This is a genomic window from Duganella lactea (assembly GCF_009857505.1).
Lineage (GTDB): Bacteria > Pseudomonadota > Gammaproteobacteria > Burkholderiales > Burkholderiaceae_D > Rugamonas > Rugamonas lactea.
The window spans coordinates 25,309-47,070 of sequence record NZ_WWCP01000039.1; the positions used below are offsets into that span (position 1 = coordinate 25,309).

At 63.3% G+C, this 21,762-nt stretch carries 18 protein-coding genes and 3 tRNA genes; 8 read left to right on the top strand and 13 right to left on the bottom strand.

Annotated features, from left to right (window positions below; all coding sequences use genetic code 11):
• Position 1: 1 nt before the first annotated feature.
• The gene (ku, locus tag GTP44_RS22775; protein WP_161021220.1) at positions 2 to 895 is read left to right on the top strand and encodes a non-homologous end joining protein Ku; all 894 of its coding nucleotides are present in this window, start codon (positions 2 to 4) and stop codon (positions 893 to 895) included.
• A gap of 12 nt (positions 896 to 907) precedes the next feature.
• Here the strand turns inward: ku and ligD are convergent, their stop codons facing one another.
• On the bottom strand, positions 908 to 3,382 hold the full coding sequence (gene ligD / locus GTP44_RS22780) for a DNA ligase D (RefSeq protein ID WP_161021221.1): 2,475 nt from the start codon (positions 3,380 to 3,382) through the stop codon (positions 908 to 910).
• A gap of 154 nt (positions 3,383 to 3,536) precedes the next feature.
• Here ligD and GTP44_RS22785 point away from each other — a divergent pair, with 154 nt between their 5' ends.
• The gene (locus GTP44_RS22785; protein ID WP_161021222.1) at positions 3,537 to 3,833 is read left to right on the top strand and encodes a hypothetical protein; all 297 of its coding nucleotides are present in this window, start codon (positions 3,537 to 3,539) and stop codon (positions 3,831 to 3,833) included.
• A gap of 69 nt (positions 3,834 to 3,902) precedes the next feature.
• Here GTP44_RS22785 and GTP44_RS22790 read toward each other — a convergent pair whose 3' ends face one another.
• The 5 genes from GTP44_RS22790 to GTP44_RS22810 form a co-directional block, all read right to left on the bottom strand.
• Positions 3,903 to 5,423: an efflux transporter outer membrane subunit gene (locus GTP44_RS22790; protein WP_161021223.1), complete on the bottom strand. Its 1,521-nt coding sequence runs from the start codon at positions 5,421 to 5,423 to the stop codon at positions 3,903 to 3,905.
• Position 5,424: 1 nt separating this feature from the next.
• Positions 5,425 to 8,613 (bottom strand): efflux RND transporter permease subunit, encoded by a 3,189-nt coding sequence (locus GTP44_RS22795; protein ID WP_161021224.1) that lies wholly within the window; start codon positions 8,611 to 8,613, stop codon positions 5,425 to 5,427.
• A 6-nt stretch (positions 8,614 to 8,619) separates the two neighbouring features.
• Positions 8,620 to 9,858 (bottom strand): efflux RND transporter periplasmic adaptor subunit, encoded by a 1,239-nt coding sequence (locus tag GTP44_RS22800; RefSeq protein WP_161021225.1) that lies wholly within the window; start codon positions 9,856 to 9,858, stop codon positions 8,620 to 8,622.
• Positions 9,859 to 9,999: 141 nt separating this feature from the next.
• A complete protein-coding gene (locus tag GTP44_RS22805) occupies positions 10,000 to 10,866 on the bottom strand; it encodes an alpha/beta hydrolase (protein ID WP_161021226.1) in 867 nt (288 codons plus the stop codon).
• The gene (locus GTP44_RS22810; protein WP_161021227.1) at positions 10,863 to 11,072 is read right to left on the bottom strand and encodes a hypothetical protein; all 210 of its coding nucleotides are present in this window, start codon (positions 11,070 to 11,072) and stop codon (positions 10,863 to 10,865) included. Before GTP44_RS22810 ends, GTP44_RS22805 begins: the two co-directional genes overlap by 4 nt.
• Positions 11,073 to 11,206: 134 nt before the next feature.
• On the opposite strand from GTP44_RS22810, the gene GTP44_RS22815 reads away from it, so the two are divergent.
• Together GTP44_RS22815 and GTP44_RS22820 are read left to right on the top strand one after the other, a co-directional pair.
• Complete coding sequence (locus tag GTP44_RS22815) at positions 11,207 to 12,154, top strand: LysR family transcriptional regulator (RefSeq protein WP_161021228.1); 948 nt, start codon at positions 11,207 to 11,209, stop codon at positions 12,152 to 12,154.
• On the top strand, positions 12,151 to 13,122 hold the full coding sequence (locus GTP44_RS22820) for a D-2-hydroxyacid dehydrogenase (RefSeq protein ID WP_161021229.1): 972 nt from the start codon (positions 12,151 to 12,153) through the stop codon (positions 13,120 to 13,122). Before GTP44_RS22815 ends, GTP44_RS22820 begins: the two co-directional genes overlap by 4 nt.
• A gap of 1 nt (position 13,123) precedes the next feature.
• Here the strand turns inward: GTP44_RS22820 and GTP44_RS22825 are convergent, their stop codons facing one another.
• The 6 genes from GTP44_RS22825 to GTP44_RS22850 form a co-directional block, all read right to left on the bottom strand.
• Complete coding sequence (locus tag GTP44_RS22825; RefSeq protein ID WP_160989719.1) at positions 13,124 to 13,588, bottom strand: FKBP-type peptidyl-prolyl cis-trans isomerase; 465 nt, start codon at positions 13,586 to 13,588, stop codon at positions 13,124 to 13,126.
• A 47-nt stretch (positions 13,589 to 13,635) separates the two neighbouring features.
• Positions 13,636 to 13,968, bottom strand: coding sequence for a VOC family protein (locus GTP44_RS22830; protein ID WP_161021230.1), 333 nt, complete (start codon positions 13,966 to 13,968; stop codon positions 13,636 to 13,638).
• Positions 13,969 to 14,118: 150 nt separating this feature from the next.
• Positions 14,119 to 14,195, bottom strand: a tRNA-Arg gene (locus GTP44_RS22835).
• A gap of 69 nt (positions 14,196 to 14,264) precedes the next feature.
• A tRNA-Arg gene (locus tag GTP44_RS22840) sits at positions 14,265 to 14,341 on the bottom strand.
• Between the two features lie 67 nt (positions 14,342 to 14,408).
• Positions 14,409 to 14,485: transfer RNA gene (locus GTP44_RS22845), tRNA-Arg, on the bottom strand.
• Positions 14,486 to 14,690: 205 nt separating this feature from the next.
• On the bottom strand, positions 14,691 to 14,996 hold the full coding sequence (locus tag GTP44_RS22850; protein ID WP_229257040.1) for a hypothetical protein: 306 nt from the start codon (positions 14,994 to 14,996) through the stop codon (positions 14,691 to 14,693).
• A 134-nt stretch (positions 14,997 to 15,130) separates the two neighbouring features.
• On the opposite strand from GTP44_RS22850, the gene GTP44_RS22855 reads away from it, so the two are divergent.
• The 3 genes from GTP44_RS22855 to GTP44_RS22865 all read left to right on the top strand — a co-directional run bounded on the left by GTP44_RS22855 (position 15,131) and on the right by GTP44_RS22865 (position 19,430).
• Positions 15,131 to 15,949, top strand: a complete 819-nt coding sequence (locus tag GTP44_RS22855) for a response regulator (protein ID WP_161021231.1) — start codon at positions 15,131 to 15,133, stop codon at positions 15,947 to 15,949.
• 66 nt (positions 15,950 to 16,015) lie between these two features.
• A complete protein-coding gene (locus tag GTP44_RS22860; protein ID WP_161021232.1) occupies positions 16,016 to 18,208 on the top strand; it encodes an ATP-binding protein in 2,193 nt (730 codons plus the stop codon).
• Between the two features lie 244 nt (positions 18,209 to 18,452).
• Positions 18,453 to 19,430 carry a diguanylate cyclase domain-containing protein gene (locus GTP44_RS22865; protein WP_161021233.1) on the top strand — a complete coding sequence of 326 codons (978 nt, stop codon included), beginning with the start codon at positions 18,453 to 18,455 and terminating at the stop codon, positions 19,428 to 19,430.
• Between the two features lie 52 nt (positions 19,431 to 19,482).
• Here the strand turns inward: GTP44_RS22865 and GTP44_RS22870 are convergent, their stop codons facing one another.
• Positions 19,483 to 19,902, bottom strand: a complete 420-nt coding sequence (locus GTP44_RS22870; protein ID WP_160989715.1) for a hypothetical protein — start codon at positions 19,900 to 19,902, stop codon at positions 19,483 to 19,485.
• A 177-nt stretch (positions 19,903 to 20,079) separates the two neighbouring features.
• On the opposite strand from GTP44_RS22870, the gene GTP44_RS22875 reads away from it, so the two are divergent.
• Entirely contained in the window at positions 20,080 to 21,693 is a 1,614-nt protein-coding gene (locus GTP44_RS22875; protein ID WP_161021234.1) for a response regulator, read from the top strand.
• Positions 21,694 to 21,762: the final 69 nt, after the last annotated feature.

Consider the following 21,762-nt stretch of genomic DNA (forward strand, 5'->3'; position numbering starts at 1 on the left):
CATGGCTGCGCGCGCGTTGTGGAAAGGGGCGATCAGCTTCGGGCTGGTCTACATTCCGGTCGAGATGTACACGGCGGTGCAGGAGCACGACCTTGATCTGACGATGCTGGACCGCCGCGCCTTTGCGCCGATCGGCTACAAGCGCTATAACAAGAAGACCGGCAAGGAAGTGACCTGGGACGATATCGTCAAGGGTTACGAATATGAGGACAACGAGTATGTGGTGCTGTCGGACGAGGACCTGAAGCGCGCCAACGTGGAGGCGACGCAGACGATCGATATCGTCGCCTTTGTCGATGCCGCCGAAGTGCCGCTGACGTACTACGAAACGCCCTACTACCTGGCGCCCGCGCGCGGCGGCAACAAGGTCTATGCGCTGCTGCGCGAGACGTTGCGCCAGGCCGGCAAGATCGGCATCGCCACGGTGGTGATGCGCACCAAGCAGCATCTGTGCGCGCTGGTCTGCGTGGAGGACAAGATCGTCCTCAACACGCTGCGTTACGCGACCGAGATCCGCATCGCGGAAGAACTCAAGCTGCCGCCGGCGACCTTGAAGGCGGCCGGCATCAGCGACAAGGAACTGAAGATGGCGCTGTCGCTGGTGGAGGGCATGAGCGAGGAATGGAAGCCGGAGCAATATCACGACAGCTACAAGGAGGACGTGATGGCGATGGTGAAGAAGAAAATCAAGGCCGGCCAGACCAAGACCCTCACCGAGCCGGATAAGGAGAGCCCAGCGCCCAAGCCATCCAATGTGGTCGATTTGGTGGCGCTGTTGCAGGACAGCCTGGGTAAGCGCGGTGGCAAGGCCGCGCCGTCAAAGTCGCGCGCCAAGCCGGCGAGCAAACCGGCAGCGGCCAAGCGCAAGCCGGCAGCTCCACGCAAAGCCGCCTGATGGCGGTGGCATTCAATCCTGGCCTGGCTTGAAGCCCATGCGCTTCATCGCTGGCGCCAGGCCTTTGGCGGATTTGGCGTAGTCATCCCAAGGGGTGTTGCCGACGTCGAGCCGGGCGTGGACGTTGGCGACGGTCCACTGATCAGCGCTTCGCAGGCCGTCCAGTTCATCCCACGTGATCGGCACCGAGATGCCGAGGCCCGGCCGGGTGCGCGCCGACCAGGCGCACACGGTGGTGGCGCCGCGCCCGTTGCGCAGGTAGTCGATGAAGATCTTGCCGACGCGGTTGCGCGGCCCGCTCTTGACGACAAACCGCTCCGGTATCGTCTGCGCCATATGCGCGACGATGGCTTGCGAGAAGGCTTTCACGTCATCCCAGCCGTAGCCCGGCTTGACCGGCACCACCACGTGCAGGCCTTTACCGCCGCTGGTCTTCAGAAAGGCCGGTAGTTCAAGCTCCGTGAGGAAGGCGCGCATCAGTTGCGCCGCTTCCTTGACCTGATCCCAGGTGACGTTCTTGCCGGGGTCAAGGTCAAAGACCATGCGGGTGGGCTTTTCGTAGGTGGTGGCGCTGGCGTTTTGCGTGTGCAGCTCGACCACGTTCATCTGCGCGGCGGAGAGCAGTCCTTCTTCGGTCGGCACTTCCAGCATCGGTGGATGGTCCGGGTCCAGCGATGGCTTCAGCTGTTTCACGCCCGGCATGCGCGAGACCTCGGCGTGCTTCTGGAAGAACAGCTCTCCGCCCACGCCCTCCGGTGCGCGCACCAGCGAAACCGGCCGCCCTTTCAGATGCGGCAGCATCAGCGACGACACCAGCGCGTAGTAGCGTATCAGCGTGATCTTGGTGGCGCCGCTTTGTTTGTCGATCACGCGGTCTGGATTGGTGACCTTCAGCGATTTGGGCAGTTTGCCCTCGATGGTAGTGTGCATGTCTGGTTTCTCCTTGACGTGTTGCGGCGTCTCGCGCGTGATGCCGGCCGCGCGCTTGTCCTTGCGCAGCCCCTGGAATACGGCGTGACGGATCGAGCCGGAATGCGTCCATTCACCAAAGCTGACTTCCGCCACCAGCGTGGGCTTGAGCCAATGGGCTTTCTTGTCGATGTCGCGGCTGGGGGCGAACGGGCTTTTATCGGCAACAAGCCTTTCCATTTTGCTTGTCAGGTCTTGCAGCGAAGCGGCATTGAAGCCGCTGCCGACATTGCCGGCGTATTGCAGCTTGCCGTCCTTGTCGTGGGTCCCCAGCAGCAGAGAGCCAAAGCCGGTGCGCGAGCCTTGCGGGTCGGTGTAGCCGCCGATGACGAATTCCTGCCGCTGGCCGCATTTGAGTTTGATCCAGGTGCCGGCGCGGCGCGCGGTGTAGCGCGAGTCCTTGCGCTTGCCGATGATGCCCTCAAGGCCCATCTGACAGGCGGCGGCGATCATGTCCTGCGGTGGCGCGTTGAGCGCGGTGCTGAAGCGGACGTTTTCCGATGCGCGTCCGGCCATGATCTCCCGCAGCAGGACGCGGCGCTGTTCCAGCGGCAGATCGCGCAGGTCGCGGCCTTTGTGGAACGGGACGTCGAACAGGAAGTAGACGATGTCACCGGGATTGTCTTCATCGAAGGCGTTTTGTAGCAGGCCGAAATCCGGCCGACCGTTTTCGTCGTGGACGACGATTTCGCCGTCATACCAGCCGGGCGGGAATTTGAGCTTCGCCAGTTGCTTGCGCAGCGGTTGCAGCTTGTGCGTCCAGTCGTTGCCGTTGCGGGTGATGAGGCGAATATCTGCTCCATCGATCCGTGCCAGCAAGCGGTAGCCGTCAAACTTAACCTCGAACAGCCAGTCCCCGGCCGATGCCGGCGGGGCATCGACCAGTGTGGCCAGTTGCGGCGATAGCGTTTCCGGCATCTCGGCCTTGGGTGCATCTTTCAACGCCGGCGCCGGTGATGCAGCGGTGGGCAGCGGTAGCGCCTTGACGCTGTCCGGCATTTCATCGACTACGCTGAATTCTTCCGCCGCACGCGCGTATTCGTCGTTCTCCTTGATGAGCAGCCAGGGCTCCTGCTTCTCGCCTTTTCCCTTTATGCGCACCAGCACCCAGCGGCCATGCATTTTGTGGCCGTGGATTTCGAACTTCAGATTGCCGTCCTTGAGGGCCTTGTGCGGATCGTCCAGCGGACGCCAAATACCCTTGTCCCAGATGATTACTTTGCCGGCGCCGTACTGCTTCGGTGGAATGATGCCTTCGAAGTCGTTATAGGAAATCGGATGATCTTCGACGTGCACCGCCATGCGCTTGTCGTGCGTGTCGTAGCTGGGGCCTTTGGGCACAGCCCAACTCATCATCACACCGTCCAGCTCCAGCCGGAAGTCGTAATGCAGGCGCGAGGCCCAGTGCTTCTGAATGACAAACGCCAGCGCCTCGCTGCCCACCTCGCCGCCCTCGACGGGTTCCGGCGTGATGGTGAAGTTGCGTTTGGCCTTGTAGGTCTTGAGCGAATCTTTCATCTCGTCAGACTATGCCCGTCCATGCCGTAGAACCGTGCGGTGGCGAACATGTAAGCGATTGTAAAGACCGTCAACGCACGGGTTCTGGCTCGCGTTTTTTGCTCAGAGACGCGGGAATTGTCCCGGGCCTGGAAACTGAAAAAAGGATGGAATCATGAAAAAAGTAATCGCTACCCTGATCGCTGGCCTGTTCGCAACCGCTGCATTCGCGCAGACTCCAGCTCCGGCAACTGCCAAGGCCGACGCCAAAGAAGCCAAGACCGCGGCTAAAGCTGAAGCCAAAACCGCCAAGGCCGAAGCCGAAGCGAAAAAAGATGTGGCCGTAGCCAAGGCTGATGAGAAAGCCGAGAAGGCCGATGCACATGCCAAAGCCACCAAGACCAAGGCCAAGGCACACGCCAGGGCAGAGAAAGAAGCGGCGACCACCACCGCTCCAGCCACCACCAAATAACCTCGTCGTTCCGGAGCAAGCCGAAAAAAAAGCGGGCCTTTCGGCCCGCTTTTCTGCGTTACTTCAGCATCACTGCTGCGCGACCACCGGTGCGGTACCGGGGGCGCCGGCGCCATCCCAGCCGCCGCCCAGCGCGCGGATCAATCCAACCGTGGTCACGGCGCGATTGCCTCGCAACTGCACCGCGCTACGCTCCACCGCCGCCAGATTGCGCTGCGCGTCCAGCAGATCCAGGTAACTGGAACGCCCCGCCGTATAAAGCTTCTGCGCCAGATCGGCCGAACGGCGCGCGGAAACCACCGCGTCGTCAATCTGCGCCGTCTGGCCGGCCAGAATGCGCAGCCCCGCCAGATTGTCTTCCACTTCCGCGAACGCCGTCAGCACACTCTGACGATACGTACCAACCGACTCCTCCAGCGCCGCCTCGCTGCGCGTGATGTTGGCCCGATTGCGCCCACCATCGATCACCGGCAGCGACAAGGCCGCGCCCAGCAACCACGAACGGCTGCTCCACTTGAACACATCCGCCACCGTGTTACCCGAGACGCCGCCCGCATTCGCGTTCAGCACCAGCGATGGGAACATCGCCGAACGGGCCACGCCGATACGGGCGTTGGCCGCTTCCATCGCGCGCTGTGCGGCGGCAATGTCCGGACGGCGCTCCAGCAGCGTCGATGGCAGGCCGGCGGGAATCACCGGCAGCAGCGTGCTGTCCAGCAGCGGACTGTTACCCGCCGTGTAGCTGGCCGCCGGCTTGCCCAGCAGGACCGCCAGCGCATGCTCGGTGGTCACGCGCTGACGCTGCAGACCAATCGCCTCGGCCCGCGCCGTCGCCAGCTCGGTCTTGGCGCGCGACAGATCAAATTCGCCGATGTCGCCCAGGTCGAAACGACGCTGGTTGACCTTGACGTTTTCCTCGCGGGTCTGCACCGTGCGGTTCAGCGTTTCCAGCTCGGCGTCGGTGGCGCGCAGACGGAAGTAGGTCTGCGCCACGTCGGCCTGCACGGCCAGCAGCACTGAGCGGTAATTCGCCTCGACCGAAGCGGCATCGCCACGCGCCGCCGCCACGTTCGACGAAACGCGGCCGAACAGGTCAACCTCGTAGCTCGCCGACAGACCGGCGTTGAAAACCTTGGCCGGATCAACCGGCGTGCCCGCCGGCAGGCCGGCTTCGGTCGGCGACTGGCGCACACGCTGCGCGCCGGCGTTGACGCCGACTTGCGGAATGCGGTCCGCCTCCGCCACACCGGCAATGGCGCGTGCCTGCTTGACACGCGCCGCCGCCACCGCCAGATTGGCGTTGGCGCGGGTAGCTTCGTTGATCAGCTCATTCAGCGCCGGATCATTGAACGCCAGCCACCACTCGCCGCGCGGTTGCGCTTCGGCGGCTTGCGCCTGTTTCCAGGTACTGCCGTCGGCGGCGGTTTTCACCGCCGCCGCATCCGGCGATTGCGATTCCTTGAACGCGGTCGGCACGTCCATCGCGGGTTGCTTGAACTCCGGCGCCGCGCATGCGGTCATCAGCAAGGCCGCCAGGATGGGCGCCACGCCCTTGGCGATCATCTGCAGTTTGTTGATCGAGGTAGCCATATCAATGAGTCCCTTCCAGTTTGGCCGGCGCGGCATCGGCCACGGCGGCTGGTTTTTTCTTCTCCATGCGCACCGCCAGGGTACGCAGCAGCACGTAGAACACCGGCGTCAGGAACAGGCCGAAGAAGGTCACGCCCAGCATGCCGGCAAACACCGCCACACCCATCGCATGACGCATTTCCGAACCGGCGCCGTGCGAGAACACCAGCGGCAGCACACCCATGATGAAGGCGATCGACGTCATCAGAATCGGACGCAGACGCAGACGGCAGGCTTCCAGCGCGGCTTCCACGATCGAGCGGCCATGGTGTTCCAGCTCCCGCGCAAACTCCACGATCAGAATCGCATTCTTCGACGCCAGTCCCACCAGCACGAACAGCGCGATCTGGGTGAAGACATTGTTGTCGCCGTGGGTCAGCTTGACGCCGATCAGCGCGCACAGGATCGACATCGGCACGATCAGGATCACCGCCAGCGGCAGGGTCCAGCTTTCGTACTGCGCGGCCAGCACCAGGAACACCAGCAGCACGCACAGTGGGAACACGTAGATCATCGTGTTACCGGACAGGATGTCCTGATACACCAGTTCCGTCCATTCGTAGCCAATACCCTTCGGCAGCACCTCGTTGACGATCTTGGTCATTTCAGCCTGCGCTTCGCCGGACGACACGCCCGGCGCCGGTGCGCCGTTGATTTCGGCGGCCACGTAGGCGTTGTAGCGTTGAACGCGATCCGGGCCATAGCTGTCCTTCACACGCATCAGCGACGACAGCGGAATCATTTCGCCCTTGTCGTTGCGGACCTTCAACTGGGCGATGTCCTCGGCGTGTGAACGGAACTGCTGGTCAGCCTGCACCCGCACCTGGTAGGTACGGCCGAACTGATTGAAGTCATTCACGTACAGCGAGCCCAGATTGATCTGCAAGGTCTGGTAGATCGTATTCAGCGGCACGCCCAGTTGCTTGGCTTTTTGGCGGTCGATGTCCGCGTACAGCTGCGGCACGTTGATCTGGTAGCTGGAGAAAACGCCGGCCAGTTTCGGGTTCTGCCAGGCCTTCATCTGCACCGCTTGCACAGCTTTGTACAGTTCATCGTAGCCACGGTTGTCGCGGTCTTCGATCATCAGCTTGAAACCGCCGGTGGTGCCCAAGCCATTGACTGGCGGTGGTGGCAGCACCATCACGAACGCGCCTTCAATCGCGCCCATGCGCTTGTTGATTTCAGCGGCAATCGCTTCCGCCGAGGTTTCCTTGGTGTTGCGCTTGTCGAACGGCGCCAGGCCGACGAACACGATACCGGCGTTCGGCGCGTTGGTGAAACCGTTGATCGACAGGCCAGGGAACGAGATCGAGTTGTCCACGCCAGGGATATCCTTGGCGATGTCCGACATCTTGCGGATCACGGCGTCGGTACGATCCAGCGAGGCGGCGTCCGGCAATTGCGCGAAGCCGATCAGGTACTGCTTGTCCTGCGCCGGCACGAAGCCCGGTGGCACCACCTTGAACATGAAGGCGGCGGCCACACCCAGGATGGCGTACACGATCAGCGACGAGCCTTTGCGTTTCAACACGCCGGTCACGCCGGTTTCATAGCTGTGCGATGCGCGGCTGAAGAAGCGGTTGAACCAGCCGAAGAAGCGGCCAAACACTTTGTCCATGCCACGGGTCAGCGCGTCTTTCGGCGCGTCGTGTGGTTTCAGCAGGGCCGCCGACAGGGCCGGGGCCAGCGTCAGCGAGCTGAATGCCGAGATCACGGTCGAAATGGCGATGGTCAGCGCGAACTGCTTGTAGAACTGCCCGGACAGACCGGAGACGAAAGCGATCGGCACGAACACGGCGCACAGCACCAGCGCGATCGCGATGATCGGACCACTCACCTCTTTCATCGCCTGGATGGTGGCGTCGCGCGGATTCAGACCGTCGTGAATATTGCGCTCGACGTTTTCCACCACTACGATCGCATCATCGACCACGATACCGATGGCCAGCACAAGGCCGAACAGCGACAGCGTGTTGATCGAGAAGCCAAAGGCCAGCATCACGGCGAAGGTACCGACCACCGAGACCGGAACGGCCAGCAGCGGAATCACCGATGCGCGCCAGGTTTGCAGGAAGATGATCACCACCAGTGCCACCAGGATGATCGCCTCAAGCAGGGTGTGAATCACGGCGTTAATCGACTCCCGCACGAATTGGGTCGGGTCGTATACAACACTGTATTCGACGCCTTCCGGGAAATCTTTGGACAGGCGGGCCATGGTGGCGCGCACGTCCGAGGACAGTTGCAGCGCGTTGGCGTTAGGCGCTTCGAAAATCGGAATCGCGACCGCCGATTTGTTGTTCAGCAGCGAGCGCAGCGCATAGGAGTTACCGCCCATTTCCATGCGCGCCACGTCTTTCAGCAGCGTGACCGCGCCATCGGCGTTGGTCTTCAGGATGATGTTGCCGAATTCCTCTTCCGATTGCAGACGGCCTTGCGTATTCACGGTGAGCTGGAAGTCCGCGTTCTTGGCCGGGCCCTGGCCGATCACACCGGCCGCCACCTGCACGTTCTGCTCGCGGATCGCGTCGACCACGTCGCCGGCGGTCAGGCCGCGCTGCGCCACTTTCTGCGGATCGAGCCAGATACGCATCGCGTAGTCGCCGGAACCGAACAGCTGCACCTCGCCCATGCCGGGCAGGCGCGCCAGCTGGTCCTTGATGTTGAGCACCGCGTAATTGCGCAGATACAGGTCGTCGTAACGGCCGTTCGGCGAATTCAGGTGGACCACCATGGTCAGGTTAGGCGACGACTTGACGGTCGTCACGCCGATCTGGCGCACCTCTTCCGGCAAGCGTGGCAGCGCGCGCTGAACGCGGTTCTGCACTTGCGTTTCGGCCTGCTCGACATTGGTGCCGATCTTGAAGGTGACGGTCAGCGCCAGCGCGCCGTCCGAGGTGTTTTGCGAGGACATGTACAACATGTTCTCGACGCCGTTGATCTGCTCCTCCAGCGGCGCGGCCACGGTTTCGGCGATGATCTTCGGATTCGCGCCCGGATACTGCGCGCGTACCACCACCGACGGTGGCACCACGTCCGGGTACTCCGAGATCGGCAGCTTGAAGATGGAAATCAAGCCGGCGACAAAAATAATGATCGACAGTACCGCCGCAAAAATCGGCTTGTCGACGAAAAATCGAGAGATATTCATGGTTAATTATTCCTTGCTGGTGCCGGTGTTTTTGCTGTTGGCGGCGGCGACTTTCTGATCTTTTTTGGCGGCCAGTTCGGCAGCCAGCGGATCGGCGTCCATGGCAATGATGTTCGGCGTGATCGGCGCGCCTGGCTTCACACGCTGCAGGCCGTTGACGACGATTTTCTCGCCCGGCTTCAGGCCATCGCGCACGATGCGCAGGCCGTCGACTTGCTGACCAAGCAGCACCGGACGGTATTCCGCCTTGTTGTCCTTGCCAACCACGAACACGAACTTGCGGTTCTGATCGGTGCTGACGGCGCGCTCGTTGATCAGCAACGTCTGCCTGGCGCCGGTGCTGCCTTCCAGTTGCACACGGGCGAACAGACCGGGCACCAGCGCGCCGTCGCTGTTCGGCAAGATGGCACGCATGCGCACCGAGCCGCTGCGCGGGTCGAGCTGGTTGTCGACGAATTCCAGCTTGCCCTCATGCGGGAAGCCGGTTTCGTTGGCCAGACCGATTTTCACGATGGCAGGTTTGCCTTGGTGGGCGGCGGCGCCGACGCGCAGATAGGTGTCTTCGTCGCCATCGAACGAGGCGTAGATCTTGTCCAGCGAAACCACCGAAGTCAGCACGGCGCTCTGGTCGACCAGGTTGCCCAGCGTGATTTCCGCTTTCGACACGCGGCCGTTGATCGGCGAGGTCACCTGCGTGTAGCTCAGGTTCAGTTTCGCGGTGTCGTACTGGGCCTGGGCGGCGCGGGCATCGGCGTCCAGCTGCTTGTAGCCGGAGGCCGAGGCGTCGTATTCACGCTGGGCGATGGCTTTGTCGGCCAGCAGCTTTTCGGCGCGGACCAGTTCCACCTTGGCCAGATCGGCCTTGGCGCGCGCCGAGTTGGCGGCGGCTTCGGCACGGCTGGCTTCCGCCTGGAACGGCCGTTGGTCGATCACGAACAGCACGTCGCCCTTCTTCACCTGCGAACCCGGCTTGAAGTTGATGGCGGTGATGAAGCCGCTGACGCGCGGACGGATCTGCACCTGGTCGATGGCTTCCAGACGACCCGAGAACTCCTGCGTCTCGACCAGGGTTTTCTCGACGACCGTTGCCGCCGACACCGGCGGACCGCCGGCGGCGGCAGGCGCCTCGGCGGCTTTGCTGTTCGCTTCACCGCAGCCGGAGAGGGAGATTGCGGCCAGGCCCGCCAGTGCCATAGCGGCGGCCAGCGGCCGGGCTACAGCAGTCATTGATTTAATGGTTTTCATCTTAATTCCTTTTTGTATGAAAATAATTAATGGAAAGGGCGGCACCGGGCGGTCTCAACGAAATCGAGAAAACACGGTACTAGCGCCCCGCCGGCAAGCCGGTGGGGACGTGACTCTTACTGCTGAAGGTTGTGGGGAATCCTAGGCGGCTGGCGGCGTCTCGGACCGTTCCAGTCCAGCGATGAAGCTGGCAATTTCTCCCAGCGCTTGACATCGGCAAGCGCATTCGTTGCGTGCCTCGGCATCTTTCAGAGGCGCCGGCTGCATGCGCCGGACGGTGGTGGTAACGCCGCAGGACATCAGCTTGGCGCCGTATTGTTCCGCTTCGTCGCGCAGCGGATCGTCTTCGGTCGACAGGATCAAGGCGGGAGGCAAATGCTTCAACCGGCTCGATTGCAGCGGCGATGCATACGGGTGGGTACGGTCGGCGGCGTTGGGCAGGTAGCCGCGATACGCCTCGGCGCATTTATCGGCCACTTCCAGCAGCTCCGGCTCGGCCTGGATCTCGCGCATCGAGCAGGTGGTCAGGCCCGGGTCCAGCATCGGCATGATGAGGATCTGGCCGGCCAGCCCCGGACCGCCGCGGTCGCGCGACATCAGCGCGCAGACGGCTGCCAGGTTGGCGCCCGCTTCAATGCCGGAGACCAGCAGCCGCTTGCCGTTCCAGCCCAGTTTGGCCTTGTGCTTCTTGGCCCACACCAGTACCGCGTGCGCATCCTCCACCGCAGCCGGGAACGGTTTGTCGGTGGCCAGCGTGTAGGCCGAAGCCAGCACCGCGACGTGCCGGCTGTCGTCCGCCAAGTGGCGCAGGAACAGGTCCGCATCTTCCAGGTCGCCGCCGACAAAACCGCCGGCATGGAAGAAGACCAACAGCGTGTCGCGCTTGGCGCCGACATCGCCGCTGGTGTAGAGGCGGGCCGCCAGCGGACCTTCCGCGCCCTGGACTTCCAGGCTGCGGATTTTCAGTTGGTCCGATAACACTGGCAGGGCCTCTACTGGCTGGTTCATTGTCGCACCGTTCCCGATTGGTTGGAGGACCACATGGTAGCAGGATCGCAGGCCTGATCGCCGCTAGCGACCAGCGTCAGTGCGCGAACGCCGCTGACCTCCGCCTTCGCGGCCTGAGAATAGGCGTCGGTATAAACCACGCCAGCCAGTGCCACCGACGTCAGCGCCAGCGCGACCATTGCAAAAATTACATCCCGATATTGCATGATAGGTCCTCCTTTCTTTGTCTTTACTTTGTCAATACGTTTGTGCAGTACAGCAATCTTAAACTTGATCTACAATCTAATAAATAAGGCAAAGTCGAATTGATTGTTCAGAATCCTGAACAATGGGACCAAAGATGAATAAACTTCAAGCGATGGAAGTGTTTGTGCAGGTGGTGGACGCCGGTGGCTTCACGCGCGCCGCCGACAACATGAAACTACCCAAGGCCACCGTCTCGACGCTGATCCAGTCGCTGGAGACGTCGCTGGCGGTCAAACTGTTGCACCGGACTACGCGCCACGTCAGCGTGACGGCCGACGGCGCGGCGTACTATGAGCGCTGCCTGCGCATCCTGGCGGACGTGCGCGAGGCGGAGGAATCGCTGTCGCGCACCCGGCTCAGTCCTTCCGGGCGGCTGCGGGTGGACGCGCCGACCTCGCTGGCCAGCGAGGTGATCGTGCCCGCGCTGCCGGACTTTTTCAGCCACTATCCCGACATTCAGCTGGAGCTGGGCTGCAGCGACCGGACGGTTGATCTGGTCGAGGAAGGCGTGGACTGCGCGATCCGCGGCGGCACGCTGGGCGATTCCAGCCTGATCGCGCGACGGGTCGGCATTCTGCACTTCATCACCTGCGCCGCGCCGGGCTACCTGGCGCGCCACGGCCGGCCGGCGCATCCGAACGAATTGCTGCAGCATCGCTGCGTCAACTATTTTTCCGCCCGCACCGGTAAAATGTTCGACTGGGATTTTACCCGCGACGGCGAACGGGTGCAGGTCGCCCTGCCCGGCTCGATCGCGCTGAATGACAGCAACGCCTACCTGGCGGCCGGCATCGCCGGGCTGGGCATTGTGCAGACGCCGAACTTCCTGATGGCGCCCATGATCAAGGACGGCCGCCTCGCATCGATACTCGACGACTGGACCAGCGATCCGCTGCCGGTGCACGTGGTGTATCCGCAGAACCGCCACCTGTCGGCCAAGGTGCGCGTGTTTGTCGAATGGGTCGCCGAATTGTTTTCCAACCATCCGGGCATGCGTCTGCCGAAGGCGACGCGCGCCCCTACTCTTGAGGTTGCACCATGACCGCAACACACCGCATCGTCTTCCTTGATCGCGACAGCCTGATCGCCAATGTCCGCCGGCCCGCGTTTGCGCACACGTGGACCGAGCACGACGCCACCCGCGCCGGCGAGGCGGTGGCGCGCCTGCGCGACGCGCGCGCGACGATCGCCATCACCAACAAGGTGCCGCTGTCAGCCGAAGATCTGGCGCAACTGCCGGACCTGAAGCTGATCGCCGTGGCCGCCACCGGCACCAACATCATCGACCTGGCGGCGGCCACGCGGCGCGGCATCGTGGTGACCAATATCCGCAACTACGCGGTGCACACGCTGCCCGAGCACACCTTCGCGCTGATCCTGGCGCTGCGCCGCCAACTGGTGGCCTACCGCGCCGATATCGAGGCCGGCTTGTGGCAGAAGTCGGAGCGTTTCTGCCTGTTCGGCCATCCGGTGTCGGACCTCGCCGGCAGCCGCCTGGGCCTGCTTGGCTACGGCGTGCTGGGCAAGGCGACCGCGCAGATCGCGCGCGCCTTCGGCATGGAGGTGATCGTGCACAACCGCTCGCCGCTGCCCGACGCGGCGGCCGACGGCGTGCGCGAAGCCAGCTTTGACGAGGTGCTGGAGACGTCGGACGTGGTCAGCCTGCATCTGCCGCTGACCGAGCAAACCCGCAATATGATCAGCGCCAAGGAAATGATCCGCATGAAGCGCAACGCGCTGCTGATCAACACCGCGCGCGGCGGCCTGGTGGATGAAGTGGCATTGGCGGACGCGCTGCGCAGCGGCCTGATCGCCGGCGCCGGCGTCGATGTGCTGGTGACGGAGCCGCCACCAGCGGATAACGTGCTGCTCAATCTGCGTCTGCCCAACTTCATCCTGACGCCGCACTCGGCGTGGGCCAGCACACAGGCGATGCAGACGCTGGCCGATCAGTTAATCGACAACATCGAAGCGTGGGCCGCCGGTGCGCCACGCAACGTGGTGACCTGAGTTATTTGACGTCCAGCAGCTCGACGTCGAAAATCAGCGTGGCGTTGGGCGGAATCGGGCCCGCGCCGCGTTCGCCGTAGCCCATGTTGGCCGGCACGATCAGCGTGCGCTTGCCACCGACCTTCATGCCCTGCACGCCCTCGTCCCAGCCGGGAATGACCTGGCCGGCGCCGAGGCGGAAGCTGAACGGCTCGCGGCCCACCGACGAATCGAACTGCGCGCCGTGTTGTTGCGGCGAATTCGGCTCATACAGCCAGCCGGTGTAGTGGACCACGGCGGTGGTGCCGGCGACGGCTTCCTTGCCGGCACCGGCCACGCTGTCGATTTTCTGCAGCGGCAGCGCGACGGCGGCGCTGGCGGCAGGGGTCTGGGCCGGCGCGGCTTCAGGCGCCTTGGCGCGGTCGCAGGCAACCAGGGTCAGCGCCAGCGTCAGGCTGATGGCGCCGGTGGAGAGCAGATGTTTCATGGAATTCTTTCGTGTTGATGAGGTGCGCAGCTTACACGATATTGACCTCATCCACGCGCAAATGCACGGATGCGCAGCACGTCTTCGGCGTTGCGCGCCAGGTGAATCAGGGCCACGCCGGCAAAGCCGGAACCGGTGGCCGTGGGCGACAGCGCGTCGCTGGCGAAATCCTCGCGATTGATCAGGCAGATGGCGTAGCCGCCCATGTTGAATTTGACGAAGCCATCGTTGCCGGTTGGCGAGCGCGTCCAGCCCAACGCCTCATAGAATTGCGCCGAACGCGGCACATTTTGCACGCCCAGCAAAACCAGATGAATGCGCTGGCTCGGCGCCAGCGGAGTCATTGCGTCAAAGGTATGGCCAACCGGCTGAGCCAGCATCGATGCTCCTCAGTGTGCGCGTATGTAACGCTGAAACATCGCATACTGAACCGAAAATTGCAACGCCATACATGAAAGCACGACCGTCAGCACCAGGCCACAAAACAAAAGGGCCTGAAGATTTCTCTTCAGGCCCTTCTGCTTACAATATGGTGCGGCTGGCAGGAATCGAACCCACGACCCCTTGGTTCGTAGCCAAGTACTCTATCCAGCTGAGCTACAGCCGCGTAAAACGCTGATACAACTAAACTTTACTACTTCCACCCAAGCACCTCCCGGTGCTGAAGCGACAAAACTGGTGCGGCTGGCAGGAATCGAACCCACGACCCCTTGGTTCGTAGCCAAGTACTCTATCCAGCTGAGCTACAGCCGCAAAAACAACATCATAACATCAGTTACTTTTTAGCACCAGCACCTTCCGGTGCTGATCCTCATAATTCTGGTGCGGCTGGCAGGAATCGAACCCACGACCCCTTGGTTCGTAGCCAAGTACTCTATCCAGCTGAGCTACAGCCGCAACGTGCCGGCATTATAAAGCATCAATTTCGTTTTGCAAAGCGCGACATTTTCTGTCTTTTAGTTGGTTTGACACACGATATGCCGAATCAACTCGCTTCGAAAACTGCTTTACTGCAAGCCTCCCAAACAGCGTGCCGTTTGAAAGAAGCAGCATTATAGGGACACTCCTGTTGCTTGTCCAGCACTCTGTACGAGGCGGCAAACTAAGTGCCGAACTCGGCCGCCGCCTTGGCCGACCATAATGCTTCATTATAGGAGGGATAGGGATCGCCATAACAGTCGATATGACCGCCGGCGCCGATAAACTTGATCCACCACTCTTCCGCATTGCACAGAATGGCGATATCGCCCTCGCCGCAATGGGCCTCGATCGGCTCGCCCTGCTCCAGCACCACGATGTTCACCCTGCGGTGTTTAATTACCTTGGCCATCCCCGCCCCCTTATTCACGCCAGTGATTCCACACATTACGAATATAAATTTGCATTCTTTTGCGCATTGCAGCATCATGCACTTGTCTCCTCTATTCTCCTCCAAGGAAATAGATTTAGCCCGCTCCTGTAGCGGGCTTTTTTTTTACCGTGTACGATGCGTTCAGTTTTGCCTTTTCATAAGACAGTTAAAACAGAGACCACGCGCAACGAATGAATTCCCCAGCCGCCGTCACCCCGCCCGCTCCCGACTGGTCCGCCACCGCGCTAGGCGACCGCGCCACTTGGCCGGCCAGCCTGCAACTGACCGTCGATATTCTGCTCAACTCACCGCAAGCCATGCTGCTGGTGTGGGGGGCGGAGCAAATCATGGTCTACAACGAAGCCTACGCCAACCTGGCCGGCCTGCCCAGCCTGCGCGCGCCGGGCGGCCACGTGCCGGCGATGCAGCCGGCGGCCTGGAGCTGGAACAGCGCCGCGCTGGCGCCGGCCCGAGAAGGCCGCAGCGTCAGCTACCGAGGCGTCGATCTGCCGCTATGGCGCGACGGCCGCATCGAGCAACAGCGACTGGATCTGTACTACACGCCGGTACCAGGCGACAACGGCGTGGCCGGCATCCTGTGCACACTGGCCATCGCCCGCCCCGCCCCGGTGGCCGATAGCGGCCAGCCATTGCGCCTGCTGGTGGTGGAGGACAACACCGACGCCCGCTATCTGGTCTGCGAAACGCTGCGCGCACTCGGTCATAAAGTCGAATCCGTCGCCAGCGGCGAGGAAGCGTTGCCGCTGCTACAGCAACAGCGTTTCGACGTGCTGTTCACCGATGTCAGCCTGCCCGGCATGTCCGGCGTCGACCTGGCGCGCCAGGCCTTGCGGCAGGCGCCGCGACTGGCGCTGCTGTTCGCCTCAGGTTACGGCGACGAGCTGACCAGACATCTGGAATTTCCGTCGCAATCGTTGCAAAAACCTTATGACATTGAACAACTGCAATCCGTACTGGAACGAATTGCCGCCGAAGTGCGCGCTGGCTAACACTTGCCGCCGTTAAGGCGGCCAAACGTGCGAAGCCGGGGGTGGGGTTGGCGCTAAAATAAATCCATGACTGTGAAGAACGAGCCCACCGCACCTCCGCCGCTCGCGCCGGAGGCGCGCGATGCGTTGCTGCGCGCGACAGAAGCGTTGCGCCAGAGCCAGTTGGAGTTGCGCGCGCTCGCCAATTCCATGCCGCAACTGTCGTGGATCGCCGAGCAGGACGGCACCGTGGTCTGGTACAACCAGCGCTGGTACGACTACACCGGCACCACCCCGGAGCAGATGAGCGGCGACGGCTGGAAGCGGGCCTACGCGCCGGACTGCATCGGGGCGCTGGAAGCACACTGGGCGCAGTCGCGCCGCCACGGCACGCCGTTCGAGCTGGAGGTGCCGATCCGCGGCGCCGGCGGCGAGTACCGCTGGTTCCTGATGCGCGCCAACCCGGTGCACGGCCCGGATGGCAACGTGCTGCGCTGGTTCGGCACCAGCACCGACGTCGATCAGGTCAAGCGCGCGCAGAAAGCCTTGCGCGATGAAACCGCCATCCTGGAACTGTTCAATCACACCGGCATGATGCTGGCCTCGCAACGCGACCTTGGCCTGCTATTGCAGGAAATCACCGACGCCGCCACCCGTATCACCGGCGCGCGTTTTGGCGCGTTTTATCACAACCCCAACAGCGCCGGCGAGGCGATGGTGCCGCACACGCTGTCCAGCGGCGCGACCGACGCGTTCTCCCAGTTCGCCCAACCGCGCGCCACCGCGCTGTTCGACCCCGCCATGCACGGCCAAGGCACGGTGCGCTGCGACGATGTGCTAACAGATCCGCGCTACGGCGGCAACGCGCCGCACCACGACGTGCCGCACGACCTGTCGCTGGTGCGCAGCTACCTGGCGGTGCCGGTGGCGCTGCGCAGCGGCGTGGTGATCGGCTGCCTGATCTTCGGCCACCCGCAGCCAGGCATCTTCACCGAGCGCACCGAGCGCATCATCGCCGGCGTTGCCGCCCAAGCCGCCGTCGCCATCGACAATGCGCGGCTGTGCGAAGCCTCGCAGCGGGCCGCCGAGGAACGCGAGGTGCTGCTCGATTCCGAGCGCCAGGCGCGCGCCGAGGCCGAACGCACCAGTCATCTGAAGGATGAATTCCTGGCCACGCTGTCGCACGAGCTGCGCACACCGCTGACGGCCATCCTTGGCTGGGCGCAGGTGCTGCGCCGCGGCAGCCGCGACGAGGCCGCAATGCATCGCGGCCTGCAAACCATCGAGCGCAACGCGCGCGCGCAGTCGCGCCTGATCGAAGACTTGCTGGACATGGGCAGCATCACCTCCGGCCGCGTCAAGCTGGAGATGCAGCCGCTGGCGCCGGCCATGATCGCCGCCGCCGCCATCGAGTCGGTGCGCGCCGCCGCCGAGGCCAAGCAGATTCGCATCGAGCAGGACTTCGCCATCGCCCCCGGCATGGTGTCCGGCGACGCCAACCGCCTGCAGCAGGTGCTGTGGAATCTGCTCAGCAACGCGCTCAAGTTCACACCGCATGGCGGCACGGTGACGGTGGGCGTGCGGCGCGACGGCGACGACATCGCCATCAGTGTGCGCGACAACGGCATCGGCATCGCGCCGGGCTTCCTCGACCATGTATTCGAGCGCTTCCGCCAGGCCGACGCCAGCACGACCCGCCAGCACGGCGGCCTGGGCCTGGGATTGGCCATCGTCAAACACCTGGTGGAACAGCACGGCGGCACCATCAGCGCCAGCAGCGGCGGCGACGGCCAGGGCGCCTGCTTCACATTGCGCCTGCCGCGCCAGGACGCCCGGTCCGCCACACCCGCGGCGCCGGCGCCCGCCGTCAACCATGCTGCGGCGCATGATCTGCGCGGCCTGCGTGTGCTGGTGGTGGACAATGAGGTCGAAGCGCGCGAGCTAATCAAGCGCATCCTGGCCGGCTGCAACGCCGAGGTGCTGACCGCCGCCACCGCCACCGAGGCCATGGATTTGCTGCAATACGAACGGCCCGACCTGATGGTCAGCGATCTGGGCATGCAGGAGGTCGACGGCGACGGCCTGCTGGACCGTGTGCGCGCGCTCGGCCCGGCGCGCGGCGGCGACCTGCCGGCCATCGCGCTGACCGCGTTTGCCCGTTCGGAGGAGCGTATCAAGGCGCTGTCCAGCGGTTTCCTGGCCTACATCGCCAAGCCGATCGAGCCTGGCGAACTGATCGCCAAAGTGGCCGCCATGGGCGCCACCCGGCGCCATGCCTGAAATCGGTATCACAATGCTCACACCCGTTGCGAATTTTCCATGTGGAAATTTTTCCACTCCTACCTCACGACGCGGCAATGTCCTACAAGCAATCAGAACAAGTCTTGATACACTACCAAACAGCTGGAGCTTGCTGCTATTAATTTCCCCACAGAAATTTATTTCACTTGGGTGCGCCGCAGCACCAGCATTATGCGGTATTATCTAAATACTATTAAGAGTTAAACAGAACAGAGACCCCATCATGCCGAGCCGAGAAGAAATCCTGAACGCCAAAATCCTGGTGGTGGATGACAGCGCTGACAACGTCGAGCTGATGTTGGAGATTTTGCGCGAGGCCGGCTATACCGATGTGTCTTCGACCATGCTGCCGGAACAGGTGTGCCCGCTGCACCGCCAGCAATGCTACGACCTGATTTTGCTGGACCTGCAAATGCCCGGCCTGAATGGCTTCCAGGTGATGAAAGGGCTCAAGGAAATCGAACAGGGCGGTTACCTGCCGGTACTGGCGCTGACCGCCCAGCCCAGCTTCAAGATCGCCGCGCTGGAGGCCGGCGCGCGCGACTTCATCAGCAAGCCCTTCGACCTGCTGGAAGTCCACAAGCGCATCCACAACATGCTGGAAGTGCGCCTGCTGTACAAGGAACTGGCGCAGTACAGCCGCCAGCAGCAGGAGCTGGCGCTGCACGATCCGCTGACCGGCCTGCCCAACCGGCGGCTGCTGGAAGACCGCATCGCCACCGTGCTGCAGCATGCCACGCGTCAGCAGAACAAGGCCGCCGTCATGTATCTGGACCTGGACGGCTTCAAGGCCATCAACGACACCCATGGCCATGCCTGCGGCGACGAAATTCTCAAGCAGGTGGCGCGGCGCCTGGTTGGCTGCTCACGCAAGGAAGACACGGTGGCGCGGGTCGGCGGCGACGAATTCGTCATCGTCATGGGCGAAATCGCCACCGTGGCCGATACCCAGGAACCCGCCAACAAACTGATCGAGGCGGTCTCGCAGGCCTATGACGTCGACGGCCTCACGCTGCAATTGTCGACCAGCATCGGCGTCGGCATCTTCCCGGACGACGCCACCGAGGTCGCCGCGCTGATCGCCGCCGCCGACGGCGCGCTGTACGAAGCCAAGCGCGCCGGCAAGAACCGCTGCTGCACCGCGCAGGCGATGCGCCATCCGTCGGCCCAGCACCACACCATGTCGGCCACACTGGCCTGAGCATAAAAAAGGCGGGCTCGCGGCCCGCCGGTGTGTGACGCGGCGCGGCGGCTTAATGCGCGGCGGCCTTCTCCTTCAGCCCCTTCTGGGTGCATTCCTCAACCTTGGCAGCGTGCTGGTGATCATCATGGGCATCGACCACTTCCGGCGGCACTTCAATCCGCGTAATGCCGGCATCGACCGACACCGGATCGCTGGCCGGGAAGGTCATTTCGACGGCGTTGTCGAGCAAGGTTTCCTTGGCCTGCTCTTGCGGCGTTTCCTGCTCCAGCTCGGCCAGCGTGGTGATCGCCACCGCCCATTTGACAAACCCCAGATTGGCCAGGTCGCGCACGGTGTGCACATTGAAGGCCTGCGCCAACGCCTTGGCGTCCTTGGCGCTAATGCCGCGCAAGGCGCTGGTCGGCGCCGCGGCCAGCGCGCGGAAGCTGTGGCCGACATATTCTTTATCCACGACGGTATCGATATTCATGATGACATCCTTTTAGTTGAACGTTCGTTTTTACTATGCCAGCAGGGCCGTCGCCAGTCTGTGCGCAAGCGAACGCAGATCCCGCCGCCCTGCCGTCGGGTCCGATTGAATATGCCGTTTTGACATTCAATTACCCCCTTGTTATGATCGATTGACGCTTCCACGGCTGACCTCCCTGTGCCCAAACTAGACAAACCCAAGATTCTGGTCGTCAATGACGACGCCAACAGCCTGTTCGCGCTGACCAGCCTGCTAGCCCAATGGGCCGAGGAAGCGTCTTATGAAGTGCTGGCGGCGCGCTCCGGACAGGACGCCTTGCGCCAGGTGCTGATGCATGACTTCGCCGTGATCCTGTTGGACGTCAACATGCCCGGCATGGACGGCTTCGAGACCGCCGAGGCCATCCACGCCCGCGCCCGCTCGGCCGACATTCCGATCATCTTCATCACCGCCTTCCTCGCCGACGAGCTGGACCGGTTGAAGGCCTACCAGCACGGCGCGGTCGACTTCCTGTTCACGCCGGTGATCCCGCAAGTGCTGTACGCCAAAATCTCAGTGTTCGTGGCGCTGGCGATGAAGAACGAGGAACTGAAAAAGCAGGCGCGCCAGCTGAGCCAGCGCACCACCGAGCTGACCGCCACCAATCAGCGGCTGACGCGCGAAATCGAGGAGCGCAAGTCGATGGAGCGGCAGAATCACGCCAAGGATGAATTCCTGGCCATGCTCGGTCACGAGCTGCGCAATCCGCTCAGCGCCATCAGCAGCGCCGCTTCGCTGATCGGGCTGCCGGGCGTGTCGGAGGATGGCGTGCAGCGCGCCAAGAAGATCATCCAGCGCCAGAGCCAGCATCTGGGCCGCATCGTCGACGACCTGCTCGACCTGTCGCGCGCCATGTCCGGCAAGATTCTGCTCAACCGCGCGCCGCTCGACCTGTCAGCCCTGGTCGCGCAGACGCTGGACACCTACCGCGCCACCGGCCGCAGCGCCGATTACGAGCTGGTGCAGGATCTGGACGCCGGCTGGATCTTCGGCGACAGCACCCGGCTGGAACAGATCGCCAGCAACCTGCTTGATAACGCCCTCAAGTACACCCCGCAAGGCGGCCGCATCGAGGTGCGCACCTGGAGCGACAACGACGACGTGGTGCTGAGCGTGCGCGACAGCGGGGTTGGCATTTCCGCCGAGCTGCTGCCCCATGTATTCGACGTGTTCGTGCAGGGTACCAGCACACTGGACCGCTCACAGGGTGGGCTGGGCATTGGCCTGTCGCTGGTGCGCCGGCTGGCCGAGCTGCATGGCGGCAGCATCGAGGCGGAGAGTCCCGGCCCGCATCGCGGCAGCACCTTCACGCTGCGCCTGCCGCTGGTCGAACATCAGGTGGCCGCGCCGGCCCGGCAGCGCGCGCAGGACAACAAACCGCGCCTGCTGCTGATCGAAGACAACGACGACGGCCGCGAGATGATGACCATGATGCTCGGCGCTTACGGCTACGAGGTGACGGCGGCGGCCGACGGCCTGCTCGGGCTGAGCGCCGCGCAGGCCGGGCAGCCGGACCTGGCGCTGGTCGACATCGGCCTGCCCGGCATCGATGGCTACGAAGTGGCGCGCCGCCTGCGCGCCGATCCGGCCACGCGCGACATCAAGCTGATCGCCCTCACCGGCTACGGCCTGGCCGAGGACTTGCGGCGCGTGATGGAGGCCGGTTTCGACCGCCATCTGGTCAAGCCGGTCGACATCGAGCAGTTGATGGAAGTGATCGGCAGCTGCGCCCCGGTGGCGGTGCGGCAGTAGTGCGCCCACGGTGGCAAAGCTCGGGTATGATCGCGACAGACCGTCGTCCGTCCGCGTCGCTATTCAGCG